The following is a 12,657-nucleotide window of genomic DNA, read 5'->3' as shown; positions in this document are numbered from 1 at the left end:
TTATCGCTTATTTATCGCATCCATATCAAGATAGGAAAACTAACGCTTGGTATGCGATAAAAGTCATTAGGAGTAAGACGCCATGCCAAGGCTTAAGTTGCCGAGCGCGTCCTGTCATTAAAATAAGTACTGCAAGTGCACTGCTGGTTGCTAACACCATATAGAAGTCTCGGCTACTGGCAGCAGCGTCAACAGCGCCGGGTGCGATAATGCCAGGTATAGCTAAAACCGCTAGAATATTAAATAAGTTGGAACCGACAATATTGCCAATGGCCAAATCATCTTCTTTTTTCAGCACACCGGCAATACAGGCTGCTAATTCAGGAAGGCTAGTGCCCACTGCAATAATGGTCAATCCAATGACTAGGTCAGAGAGGTGATAAGCTTTAGCTATGCCTACAGCACCTTGAACCATCCAGTCAGCAGAAAGTGGCAATAGTATCATGCCTAAAATCAACCAGAAAATGGCGTTTTTCGTTGGTACATCGGCAGGGATCTCATCTTCAGCATCAGTTGCAAGCTGGTCGCGATTTTTATTGGTTAGGCCATGCCAAATAAGGTAGCCCATTAATGCGAAAAATAGCACTAGTAACGCCATACCTTCGGTACGAGTAAAAAAGCCATCATGCAGGAAGTAACCAACAATTACAGTAGCGCCAAGCATTAATGGGATTTCACGCTTAAGAGTTTGCGAGCTAACAGAAATAGCTCCAAGTAAAGCGGTGATACCTAGAATCAAAGTGATGTTAGCTATATTAGAACCGAGCACGTTTCCAATAGCGGTATCACTCATACCTTCCATTGAGGCGGTAGCTGCCACAAACATTTCAGGTGCAGAGCTGCCCATTGCAACAATGGTTAAACCAATCAGCATGGGTGGGAGGCCTAAGTTACGTGCGAAAGCTGCAGCGCCATAGACAAATTTATCTGCGCTCCAGACTAAAGCGCCTAGGCCAGCGATTAACAAAAATATATTAAATAACATCGATTCTAAGTATTTGGGAATATAGCTGCGTATTTTCGCTGTAAATGAACAAAAATGAAAGTATTGCGGCGAGATAGTGTTGATTTGGTTGTGTACGATTGGGCAATTACGTACAATTTCTCCCTTTCCGGTACGGGAAAATGGATGTTTCTTAATTCGAATGCAGGGTATATGCATGACTCAAAACCATAATTCATTGGTCGAAATCCAGAATATGGCCTTTAGCCGAGGCTCCCATGTCATTTATCAAGACATCAGTTTATCGATCCCAAAAGGGAAGGTAACAGCGATAATGGGGCCGAGCGGGATAGGTAAGACAACCCTGCTCAAATTAATCGGTGGTCAACTGACGCCAGATAAAGGGCGGGTGATCTTTGATGGTACGGACGTACATCAATGTAGCCGCAGCCAGTTATTTGCGTTGCGTAAGCGCATGAGTATGCTGTTTCAGAGCGGTGCTTTATTCACCGATATGAATGTTTTTGATAATGTCGCATTTGCACTAAGGGAGCATTCAGGGTTACCGGAAGCTATTATTCGCCGTATTGTACTAATGAAACTTGAAGCTGTAGGGCTTCGTGGTGCGGCAGCGTTAATGCCCGCAGAGTTGTCTGGTGGCATGCAGCGAAGAGCTGCATTGGCTCGTGCCATTGCACTAGAACCTGAAATTATTCTTTATGATGAACCCTTTGCCGGACAAGACCCCATTTCAATGGGGGTATTGGTTAAACTCATACGTGAGTTATCAGACGCGCTTAGCTTAACCTCAGTCGTGGTGTCGCATGATGTCGAAGAGGTGCTAGGCATTGCTGATTATGTTTATGTACTCGCCGATAAAACTATCATTGCTCACGGTACGCCTGAGGAACTTCGGCTAGCCGACAATCCACAATTAAAGCAATTTATTGGTGGTGAACCCGATGGACCGGTACCGTTTCATTACCCTGCTGCCGATTATAAGAAGGAACTGCTAAGTGGGCTTGATTAATCAAATTGCTAAACTAGGTAGAAGTGCTATTGATACCGTTATTGGGCTGGGTCAAGCAGGGCTCATGCTTTGGGGGGCGATAGTACACCGGCCAAGAATACGTAAAGGCACCCCGCTGCTAATTAAGCAGCTGTACGTGATTGGCGTGCAATCAATGGTGATTATTTTAGTATCAGGGCTCTTTATTGGTATGGTGCTGGCATTGCAGGGCTACAATATTCTGGTGGGCTTTGGTGCTCAAGATAGCCTAGGCCCGATGGTCGCGTTAAGTTTATTGCGTGAGCTCGGCCCCGTGGTAACGGCATTATTATTTGCAGGGCGTGCCGGTTCAGCATTAACTGCAGAGCTTGGACTGATGAAAAGCACTGAGCAGTTGTCGAGTTTAGAGATGATGGCTGTTGATCCATTGCGGCAGGTTATAGCGCCACGATTTTGGGCTGGTGTGATTAGTTTACCTTTGCTGGCACTGATGTTTACCGCCATTGGCATTTACGGCGGGCATATCGTTGGCGTTGAATGGAAAGGTATTGATAACGGCGCTTTTTGGTCAATATTGCAGTCTTCAGTTGAATGGCGCCAGGATATTGTAAACTGTATTATTAAGAGTTTTTTATTTGCGATAGTCGTAACCTGGATAGCGCTGTACCGTGGTTACTATGCCACGCCTAATCCTGAGGGAATAAGTAAAGCCACAACGCAAACCGTGGTGCAATCGAGCTTAGCGATACTGGCGTTAGATTTTTTACTGACAGCGATAATGTTTGGGAGCTGATTTACAAGTTCAAACATATGGATTGCGGTTAATTATTGTTTAGATTTATTCATTAGAGTGGTAAATGCGTTATGTTGACACGGAAGCTTGAGGTTTTAGTCGGTCTATTTTTATTGTCAGGGTTGGCAGCGTTTTTAATACTGGTATTCAGTGTTGCTAATGTACAGGTAAACACGGGGGATAGTCATTACACCCTTTATGCTAAATTTAGTAATGTTGGCGGCTTGAAAGTACGCTCTCCGGTTAAGGTCGGTGGCGTGGTCGTTGGTCGAGTCAGTGCCATTGAATTAGATCCTGAAAGATTGGTCCCTAGAGTAACCTTGTTAATGGACAAACAGTTTCAGTCTTTTCCTGAAACTAGCACCTTGTCAATTTTGACCTCTGGCTTGCTAGGTGAACAGTTTTTGGGCTTGTCCCCAGGCTTTATGGATGATGATATTGAGATGTTAGCCGATGGCGACAGTATTGATGATACTCACTCGGCATTGGTACTTGAAGAGTTAATAGGCCAGTTTTTGTATAGCATGGGTTCGAAGGATTAGTTGTTGGAGTAAACGGATATGTTGAACAAATTTTATAGTCGAATGTTAATGGTTATCATGGCAATGGTGGGGTTGTCTGCGCATGCCGCTGATAGCGTTGATGCCAATATTGATAGAACCAACCCATACACTTTGGTTGAGGTGGTAGCCCAAAAAACATTTGCACGGTTTGAGCAAGATAAACAATTAATTGCAGCAAACCCAGACCACTTAAAAGTGATAGTCACTGAAGAGCTGATGCCATATATCGACTATAAATATGCATCATACAAAGTGTTAGGCCAGTATTTACGGGAAACTACAAAAGATGAACGTGCGCGCTTTGTTGATGCGTTTAGCCGTTATTTGATTTCAACGTATGCCCAAGCATTTACTGAATATACTGAACAAAAAATAGAATTTAGCCCAGCTGAAGACTTTGCTGACGAAAAAATGGTTAACGTTAATGTGAGAGTGATTGAAGCTGGTCGCCCTGACATTAAGCTCCAATTTAGAGCTAGGCGACTAAAAGATGGAACCTGGAAGGCATTTGATTTGATTGCCGAAGGTATCAGCTTGCTGGCGTCTAATCAATCAGAAGTCACAAACCTTATTCGCCAGCAAGGCATAGAAGCTGTGATTGATTTGCTTGTTGAGCGTACAGCGGTCAGCATCGAATTAGCGCCTGCAGAGCAAGGTAAATAATGGCTAGTTTTCTGCAGCAAGGTACAAGGAGCTCTATAAGCGGCCATTTGGATCAAGGCGCCGTTATACGTCTATGGGATGAAAGACATGAGTTATTGGCTCCCGACACTGACACAATCGTGTTATCGGGCATTGAATATTGTGATAGTGCTGGCGTGGCATTTTTACTCGAATTAACCGATTTTTTTGCTGCCAGAGGCACGAGTTTGAAACTCGTATCAGCTTCCAAGCAGTTGAAAAAATTCATAATGTTATATGATTTAAACGACTTCTTTATTGAAGAAGCACAGCAAGGTGAATAGTTCCATGGAATGTAAAGATATAGAAGCTATCCTTTTAGACGCATTATCCTTAGCAGAAGTTAAAGTGACTCAAGAGGGGACTCATTACAAGATTGTTGCTGTCGGTGAGTGTTTTGACGGTATGGGCCGCGTTAAACAGCAACAGACGATTTATGGTCCATTAATGGAACACATTACTAGCGGCGAGTTACACGCTATTACGATTAATGCATTCACGCCAACACAATGGAAGCGTGAAAAAGTCTTTAATATGTAATTGCGGATTTAGAGAGTTAAAGTGGATAAATTAAAAATTGAAGCAAGCAATGCGCTTGCTGGCGACATCGTTATTTCTGGCGCTAAAAACGCGGCATTACCAATATTAATGGCAGGCGTTTTAGCTGAGACTGATTTCAACCTTTCTAATGTGCCTAACCTTAGAGATGTGAATACAAGTTGTGAGTTATTGCGTTGTTTAGGTGCAGAAGTGACTCGCTCTGGCGACGACAAAGTTTGTATCTCAACCACTAATCTTAATGAGTTTTGTGCTCCTTATGAATTAGTCAAAACAATGCGTGCCTCAATCTTGATTCTCGGCCCACTGCTTGCCCGGTTCGGCAAAGCAGATGTATCACTACCTGGCGGCTGTGCGATTGGCGCGCGACCAGTGAATCTACATTTGCAGGGCTTAGAGCAAATGGGCGCTAAAATTGAAGTGAAAGAGGGCTACATTAAAGCTCGTGTTGATGGTCGCTTAAAAGGCGCGCATATCTTTATGGATATCATCAGCGTAGGTGCTACTGAAAACTTATTACTTGCTGCCTCTTTAGCTGATGGCGAAACCATTATTGAAAATGCGGCACGTGAACCTGAAATTGTCGATTTAGCTAATTGCTTGATTGCAATGGGCGCTAAAATTGAAGGTGCAGGTAGTGACTCTATTCGTATTCAAGGTGTTGAATCTTTAAGCGGTTGTGATTACCGAGTGATGCCAGACAGAATCGAAACCGGTAGCTTTTTGGTTGCAGCAGCAGTAACTCGCGGAAAAATTCGCTGTGTTAATGCCGACCCTAAATCGCTTGAAGCAGTACTGGCAAAGCTTGAAGATGCTGGGGCTAAAATTACCACCGGTAGCGATTGGATTGAGCTAGATATGCAAGGTCAGCGACCAAAAGCGGTGAATGTTAAAACGGTACCATACCCAGGCTTTCCGACGGATATGCAGGCGCAGTTCTGTGTGCTCAATGCATTAGCTGAAGGCACTGCGACCATTACTGAAACTATTTTCGAAAACCGCTTCATGCATGTCCCAGAATTGAGCCGTATGGGCGCAAAAGTGGAACTGGAAGGTAATACTTGTATTATCCACGGTATTGAAAAATTAAACGGTGCTCAAGTGATGGCAACGGACCTACGTGCATCAGCAAGTTTGGTGATTGCAGGCTTAGTTGCCGACGGCACGACCGTTGTTGACCGTATCTATCATTTAGATCGTGGTTATGAGCATATCGAGCTGAAATTTAAAGGGCTGGGTGGCCACGTTGAGCGGATAACTTCGTAGCTTAAATCAGTTATATTGTTAAATAAGAACCATTTAGGCTATAGAGCTTAAATGGTTTTTTGTTTTATGAGCTGGTTCAACTTTACGGGTAGTTAAATCAGAACAAGATCAACCCATAGCGATTTTTACAATGCTATGGTCTCGCCATGCCCATTTTTATTACTTTTAATATCTATCTATTTTACGGCCTAGTCTTTTTTGCTATCGGCTGCGTTGTGTTGTTTCGCAATTTTAGCTACAGCCAACTTAAAATAGCTTCGACCTTGTGGGCGCTAGCGATATTTGGTTTTTCCCATGCTTTTCATGAATGGTCAGAGCTTTATATGATCATCTTTGGAGACCAAATTGCACCGCAATATCAGTTACTCGCACAGTGGCTTGGGCTAGCTAAATTACTATTATCCTACGTGGCACTAATGGTTTTTGCATGGCAAATACTGAGTATAACAACACCGAAGATCGCTTTGATTGGTCACGGGCTTATTCTATCCATTTTAATTTGCTATACCTGTTTACTTATCCCGGATCTACATTGGCTAGCCATTAATCGTATTGGCTTTGTAGAGGTGAGTCAGTATACCCGTGGTTTTATTGGCTTTGGCAGCGCCTCTTTGGCGGGGATTGGGATGGTGTTTTACGGTAATAGCCTGCGTCAAGAGAAGCACCGCTACGGTTTGTACTTTGTTACCAGTGGTGCCGGACTGCTGATTTATGGTGTGTTGTCAGGGCTCGTACCAACAAACCTACACCACTGCGTACCTGTATTAAGAACCTTAGCTGGGGGATTGATTTTAGTCGCGCTGTTCAAAGGCCTTAAAGTGTTTGATTTGGAAAAAGAGCAAGCCACAGCAGCTAAACTCACCCGTGCGATTGAAGCAGACAAATATAAAGCAATAGGTCAGTTGGCGATGGGCGTGGCACATGAAATTAACAACCCATTGGCGTCTTCAACCTTAGCGCTTGATCTGTGGGAACGTAAAAATAGCCAAATGAGTGAGGTTGATAGTCATTACTTAGTTCGGGCACGACTAGGTATTGAGCGTGCATCAACGATTAGTAAAGAGTTGTTGAGTTACGCTAGACCTCCATCAGGCGTAAAGAGTGATATTGCACTGATTGATGTGCTTAACCTTGCGGTCAAATTATTATCTCACCGAATTAAACATCATCCAATAATGTTGCATTGCGCTGACGATATTATTTTACATGCAGAAAAAGTGAAGCTAGAAGAACTGTTTATTAACCTTATCTGTAATGCGATTGATGCTTCAAATGCAGGTGACCCGATTGTTATTCGAGCTATAAAAAATGTTAATAACGTCATTGTGAAAGTAGAAGATGTTGGCTGCGGAATGAGCCAACATCAACTTGAAAATGCCACGGCGTTATTTTATTCAACTAAAGCGGTTGGGCAGGGGACAGGTTTAGGGTTAGCGATTTGCGAGCAAATAGCATCGTTACATAATGGTGTAATGAATATTGTAAGTACATTAGCCCAAGGCACCACCGTAGAGGTAACCTTTTATCGGGAGCAATGTTTATGATCTCAATTTTATTGGCAGAAGATGATGATGAGCTCAGGCGTAATATGGTTGAGGTGCTGGAACTTGAAGGATATCAAGTAACAGCTGTAGCCAGTGCTGAAGCCGCGATAGCTAAAAGTGAGCTGCAACAATTTGATATTGCTTTGCTTGACCTTTTGATGTCTGGGATCACAGGGGTTGAGGCGATATCGTATTTACGTCAGCATCAACCGTTTATCGCGGTAGTGATTATTACTGCTTACGCCACCGTTGACACTGCTGTGGACGCAATGAAAAAGGGCGCCGATAGTGTGTTAACCAAGCCTTTTAAAAGCTTGGATCTAATAGTGACTATCAAACGCAGTTTAGCGGAAAAGCAGATGCTAAAAGGGCGTACTGATCTTGATCCCGACCTGGTTTATAGTGCGTTAGCGAATCCATATAGACGTAAATCATTAAAAATATTGGCAGCGCATCATTCGCTAAAATTTATGGATTTATGTCGCTTAGTCGACATTGAAGATCATACTAAATTTAACTTTCATTTACGGCAGCTAAAGAAAGCAGGCCTAGTGATGAAAAATGAGCAAAAGACCTATATTTTGACTAATGCGGGTCAGTTTGTATTGCAGCACCATAACTTAAACTAAGCGTAATAATCAGGTGCTCATATAGTATGGCCGCTCAGCTGTTGATTGGAGCAATTTGCTTATTCTTTTATATTCAACTTTATTAACCGCGTGTATTTCTTATTTTACTGTTTGATGACGATAGAGGATTTGTTTATTCATTTTTGTTGGTTTGAGGATGAGAAGGAGATCAACATCGATATTCTGACAAATACTGCTTTGCTTTTTTGCAATGTTATTGCGCAACTTCTGATTTTAAATGGTTTGTAAACAATGGTTTAACTTAAGCCTGATAACTTAAGTTCACAAAATGTATATTTTGGTGAACTCCGGTTATCTATACCTTTAGTAGTACTACCTGAATACTTGTTGTCAGTCCATAGAGGCCAATCTATCGCCAATACATTGATTACGGCGAATAGAATAAGACAATGTTTAGGATGAATGTATGAACGGACCAATTCCAAGTAAAAAGTTACTGCTCGCTAGCATGATAACCATGTTGGTCGCGTGTGGTAGTAACAATGACCACCTCATATCGGCTAGCCATAACCTCCCAATTAAAACTAAAGCTAATGCTGAGGTTTTAAGTTATGTGGGCTCAGCAGCATGCGCCGAATGTCATAATGAACAGCATAAAACGTTCATTAAAACGGGTCACAATTTTAAAATTCAAAAAGTGAGTAAAGGCCAGCAACCGACTTTCCCCTATACGCCAGAGTCAACGATTACAGGGGCGATTAAATTGCTGGATTTTGCAGGGCCTACTGGTGACGGTACTACCAATAATAAGCTGGGTGCGCCCAAAAGTTATGACGAGGTCAGTTATGTTGTGGGCGGCTACCACTGGAAGATGCGTTGGTTAGATGCTGAAGGGTACATTGTTACTGGCAAAAATGTGCAGTACAACATCCGTAATAGTGACGGCACATTAAATGTCCCAGCAAATCATGTTGATGATGAACATGTAATGGGGAACTACAAGGGCAGTAAGAAGAACTTCCAATATAAGTGTGGTAATTGCCATACAACAGGTTGGAAGCGAACTACCACCGAATATGGCGATAAGCGTAACTTAGCCCGTCAAGACAATCTGCCTGGTATGGGCGGCACCTTTGCACTACAGGGGATCCAGTGTGAGTCTTGCCATGGCGCAGCGAGTGCTCATATAAAAGCTCCCTCAACAGAGAACATCACTAAAGTTGCTTCCGCTCGAATGACGGCTGACTTTTTAGCTGCTGATCTGGGTTACGGAAAAGCGGTCACATGTGCAGAATGTCATACCCGCGATGGCGAAAAAGATTACCCATCCTATGTTAGCCATTATAACAAAGCATTTCCAAACGGCAGTAAAGCCGGTGGCCGTATTGCTGCAAGTGGCGGCTTGTCAAAGCATCATCAAACTGGTGATGAAATGCTGGGTGTGGTACCTGAAAATCACGGTGACTATAAAGCAGGTGATGAGATTGGGGTTAAGCGTGATATGAGCTGTACTGCTTGTCATGACCCGCATAAGTCGACGGTTAACCAAGGCAGTCGAGATGGTTTGCATACTGGTGCTGTCAAAGCGTGCAGTGCTTGCCATACTGGTGAGGACAAAAAGCAATTCACCGTTAAAACGCATGAATTTGTTGCAGAGTGTACCGATTGCCACATGCCTAAACTGGCCAAAAGTGCTGTTAAGCACTTAGGTAAAGATGGCAAAACAGTCTATGGAGATGTGAAGTCTCATCTGTTTACTATCGATTTAGCCCCAGCGGCAAAGCAGTTCAGTCGAAATGGTAAGTTCCAAATGCCATGGTCCACAGCTAAGTACTCTTGTGGCGAGTGTCATGCGGATGTCGCAAGCTATGTCAGTAGGCTACCAGGTGGCAAAATACACCAGTCACACTAATCGATTTGTTAGTATTTGGAAGGTTCCTTTGACTATGGTCAAGGGCTATAAATTATAGGGCGTTATCGATAAGATAACCGATCTTATTAAAGATAACATTACAGATTTGAACGTGAGATGTCTTAGTTTAAGTTGTAGGTGTTAGCTTAACTTTAGTGGGTCTTAACTCGTTTAATCGCCAACAAAAAGCCTGCATAAAGCAGGCTTTTTAAGTTGGCTAGGCACATTTAGTTATAGATAACGGGCTTTTCATCTATCACAACGGGCACATCATAGGACTTACCTTCACGAATGACGGTTATTTTAACTTCTTTGCCTGGGGTTGTTTCTGCAATCCTGTCCATCAACATTTCTACGCCGGGTATGGCTTCACCTTCGTAATGAGTCATAACATCGCGAATTTGCAGCTGGGCTCTTGCTGCTGGGCCCGTCGGATCAATACTGGTAATAAATACTCCGGTTAGATCGGGAATATTTAAAATTTGAGTCATCACAGGGCTAACGGCTTCGCCGCCAATACCTAATGCCCCACGGATCACGCGGCCATCTCTGACCAGTTTACCCATAATGCTGTGAGCTAACTTGATAGGAATAGCAAAACTAATGCCGTTGGTACCACTTTCGCCACCAATTTGAAAAGCCGCTGTGTTTATGCCAACGAGCTGCCCTGTTGAGTCAATCAGCGCCCCTCCGGAATTACCTGCATTAATTGCGGCATCTGTTTGTAGAAAATCGAGGTAGCCAGAACTGAGTCCATTTCGTCCAGTTGCACTGATGATACCTTGGGTAATGGTTTGGCCTAAATTGTAAGGGTTACCAATTGCCAGAACTACGTCGCCAACTCTGGCTGGCACATCGAGCCCTAGCGGAACCATTGGCAGGTTGTCACCTTCAATTTTTAATACTGCTAAATCGGTTTCGGGATCGCTACCAACCACTTCAGATGTGAATTTCCGACCATCTTGCAGGGCAACAACAATTTCGTCAGCCTGCTTAATGACATGGTAATTTGTCAGAATATAACCATCTTTACTCATGATCACCCCCGACCCTAAGCCCTGTAATGAGCTTGGTTTTAATGGTTTGCGTTGGTCAATGCTGAGGCTATAAATATTGACTACGGCAGGCGCGGCTCGACGCACTGCGGTTGCGAACGATAATTCGTTGCTACTCATGGCCGCGCGGCTCATTAAACCATTAGTGAGGCTTTGCCCTGTAATAAAAGGCATCACCACTATGATAACGGCAGCCATGATAAGGCCAAATGCGATAGCTTTACCGACATAAATAAGAGTGTCTTTTATCATCATGTATGGAGATAGATACTAAAAAGGTGATTAAGATTAACATGTTTGTGTTGTTGCGCATATCAAAGCACAGACTCTGAAAATAAAAATAGCCGAGCATTATGCTCGGCTATTGCTGTTTTCAGGTTTGTTTAACGCAGGATCAAGTAAAGATTGGTGTTATCTCGTTTAATTTTTAACGCAACTGACCCCTTTTGATCCTCAAGTACCGACTTAAGCGATTTAAGGTTTTTAACTTGAGTACGGTTAATACCAACAATGACATCACCTTTGATTAGTCCGCTAGCAGCAGCAGGAGAGCCTTGTGCCACTTCGACAATCGTGACGCCCGAGCGACTGGAGTTTTCAAGTTTAGCGCCTTGTAGCATTGGATGTACTACGCCTGCTTCGGCTTGGGTTGTTTGGGTGGATTCACCGAGAATGGCGGTAACGGTCTCTTTGTCACCGTCACGGATCAAGCCAAATTCGACTTCAGTCCCCGACCCCATGGTTGCGACTTTAGCGCGCAGCTCCTGGAAGCTCTTAATTTTACGACCATTAACGCTAACAATAATATCGCCGACCTTGATACCTGCTTTATCGGCTGCGCTATCGGGCATGACCTCGTTAATAAAGCCACCATGCTGAGTGTCAATTCCAAAGCCTTTGGCAAGTTCGCTGGTAAGATCTTGTCCTAACACACCTAATACGCCGCGGCGGACTTCACCGTGCTCAATGATTTGATTAACGAGGTTATTGACCATGTTGGCCGGGATAGCAAACCCAATCCCAACGTTGCCACCGCCGGGCGCTACAATCGCAGTGTTGATACCGATTAGTTCACCATTAAGGTTAACTAACGCACCACCAGAGTTACCACTGTTAATAGCAGCGTCGGTTTGAATAAAGTTCTCTAGCATTTCAATACCAAGGCCGCTACGGCCCATAGCGCTGACAATACCAGATGTAACGGTTTGTCCCAGCCCAAATGGGTTACCAATTGCTACGGCAAAATCACCGACTTGTAGGTCGTCAGAATCGGCACGCTTAAGGGCTGTTAGATTTTTGGCGTCAATTTGTAATAAGGCGATATCAGATTCAGCATCGGTACCGATCAGTTTAGCTTCCAATTCTCGGCCATCAGATAGGCCAATTAAAATTTCATCAGCACCTGCAATAACATGGTTATTGGTGACAATGTAACCTTCTTTAGCATCGATGATGACGCCTGAACCCAGCCCTTTAAACGGACGTTCTTGCACTTGCTCGCGCGGGGCGTTTTGACCAAAAAAATAACGGAATGCATCGGGTACTTTTTGTTTTGAAACGTGAGTACCTTGTACGGCAACGGCCACAACGGCAGGTGTTGTTTTTTGTAACATTGGCGCTAAACTCGGAACCGGGTCGCCACCTACGGCAAGAGGAATTGCAGCATTAGATACCACAGGGGCTAGCGTGAGTGTTGCGCCTAAAAGGGCTGCTGAAAGTAAGGATAATTTAGTCTTCATTTAT

Annotated in this window: 13 protein-coding genes; 10 read left to right on the top strand and 3 right to left on the bottom strand. The window is 43.7% G+C overall.

Annotated elements, in window-relative coordinates:
- Positions 1 to 25 precede the first annotated feature (25 nt).
- On the bottom strand, positions 26 to 985 hold the full coding sequence (locus tag RGE70_RS15395) for a calcium/sodium antiporter (protein ID WP_310472997.1): 960 nt from the start codon (positions 983 to 985) through the stop codon (positions 26 to 28).
- A gap of 175 nt (positions 986 to 1,160) precedes the next feature.
- Here RGE70_RS15395 and mlaF point away from each other — a divergent pair, with 175 nt between their 5' ends.
- The 10 genes from mlaF (at position 1,161) to RGE70_RS15345 (ending at position 9,859) form a co-directional block, all read left to right on the top strand.
- Complete coding sequence (gene mlaF, locus RGE70_RS15390; protein WP_310472320.1) at positions 1,161 to 1,973, top strand: phospholipid ABC transporter ATP-binding protein MlaF; 813 nt, start codon at positions 1,161 to 1,163, stop codon at positions 1,971 to 1,973.
- The gene (mlaE, locus tag RGE70_RS15385) at positions 1,960 to 2,745 is read left to right on the top strand and encodes a lipid asymmetry maintenance ABC transporter permease subunit MlaE (protein WP_310472319.1); all 786 of its coding nucleotides are present in this window, start codon (positions 1,960 to 1,962) and stop codon (positions 2,743 to 2,745) included. The genes mlaF and mlaE overlap by 14 nt, the downstream gene beginning before the upstream one ends.
- Positions 2,746 to 2,816: 71 nt before the next feature.
- On the top strand, positions 2,817 to 3,287 hold the full coding sequence (mlaD, locus tag RGE70_RS15380) for an outer membrane lipid asymmetry maintenance protein MlaD (RefSeq protein ID WP_310472318.1): 471 nt from the start codon (positions 2,817 to 2,819) through the stop codon (positions 3,285 to 3,287).
- A 21-nt stretch (positions 3,288 to 3,308) separates the two neighbouring features.
- Positions 3,309 to 3,971 carry an MlaC/ttg2D family ABC transporter substrate-binding protein gene (locus RGE70_RS15375; RefSeq protein ID WP_310472996.1) on the top strand — a complete coding sequence of 221 codons (663 nt, stop codon included), beginning with the start codon at positions 3,309 to 3,311 and terminating at the stop codon, positions 3,969 to 3,971.
- Entirely contained in the window at positions 3,971 to 4,273 is a 303-nt protein-coding gene (locus tag RGE70_RS15370) for an STAS domain-containing protein (RefSeq protein ID WP_310472317.1), read from the top strand. The genes RGE70_RS15375 and RGE70_RS15370 overlap by 1 nt, the downstream gene beginning before the upstream one ends.
- Before the next feature lie 4 nt (positions 4,274 to 4,277).
- The gene (locus RGE70_RS15365) at positions 4,278 to 4,529 is read left to right on the top strand and encodes a BolA family protein (RefSeq protein ID WP_310472316.1); all 252 of its coding nucleotides are present in this window, start codon (positions 4,278 to 4,280) and stop codon (positions 4,527 to 4,529) included.
- Positions 4,530 to 4,550: 21 nt separating this feature from the next.
- On the top strand, positions 4,551 to 5,813 hold the full coding sequence (gene murA / locus RGE70_RS15360; RefSeq protein ID WP_310472315.1) for a UDP-N-acetylglucosamine 1-carboxyvinyltransferase: 1,263 nt from the start codon (positions 4,551 to 4,553) through the stop codon (positions 5,811 to 5,813).
- Between the two features lie 146 nt (positions 5,814 to 5,959).
- Positions 5,960 to 7,357: a sensor histidine kinase gene (locus tag RGE70_RS15355; RefSeq protein ID WP_310472314.1), complete on the top strand. Its 1,398-nt coding sequence runs from the start codon at positions 5,960 to 5,962 to the stop codon at positions 7,355 to 7,357.
- Complete coding sequence (locus tag RGE70_RS15350; RefSeq protein WP_310472313.1) at positions 7,354 to 7,986, top strand: response regulator; 633 nt, start codon at positions 7,354 to 7,356, stop codon at positions 7,984 to 7,986. Before RGE70_RS15355 ends, RGE70_RS15350 begins: the two co-directional genes overlap by 4 nt.
- 427 nt (positions 7,987 to 8,413) lie before the next feature.
- Positions 8,414 to 9,859: a multiheme c-type cytochrome gene (locus RGE70_RS15345; protein WP_310472312.1), complete on the top strand. Its 1,446-nt coding sequence runs from the start codon at positions 8,414 to 8,416 to the stop codon at positions 9,857 to 9,859.
- Between the two features lie 227 nt (positions 9,860 to 10,086).
- On the opposite strand, the gene degS is transcribed toward RGE70_RS15345, so the two are convergent.
- Together degS and RGE70_RS15335 are read right to left on the bottom strand one after the other, a co-directional pair.
- Positions 10,087 to 11,169: an outer membrane-stress sensor serine endopeptidase DegS gene (gene degS / locus RGE70_RS15340; protein WP_310472311.1), complete on the bottom strand. Its 1,083-nt coding sequence runs from the start codon at positions 11,167 to 11,169 to the stop codon at positions 10,087 to 10,089.
- A 128-nt stretch (positions 11,170 to 11,297) separates the two neighbouring features.
- Positions 11,298 to 12,653, bottom strand: a complete 1,356-nt coding sequence (locus RGE70_RS15335) for a Do family serine endopeptidase (RefSeq protein ID WP_310472310.1) — start codon at positions 12,651 to 12,653, stop codon at positions 11,298 to 11,300.
- Between the last annotated feature and the right edge of the window lie 4 nt (positions 12,654 to 12,657).

This window comes from Shewanella youngdeokensis (genome assembly GCF_033180165.1).
Taxonomy (GTDB): domain Bacteria; phylum Pseudomonadota; class Gammaproteobacteria; order Enterobacterales; family Shewanellaceae; genus Shewanella; species Shewanella youngdeokensis.
The sequence above is the reverse complement of the archived record's forward strand: the minus strand, read 5'-3'. Positions and strand labels throughout refer to the sequence as shown.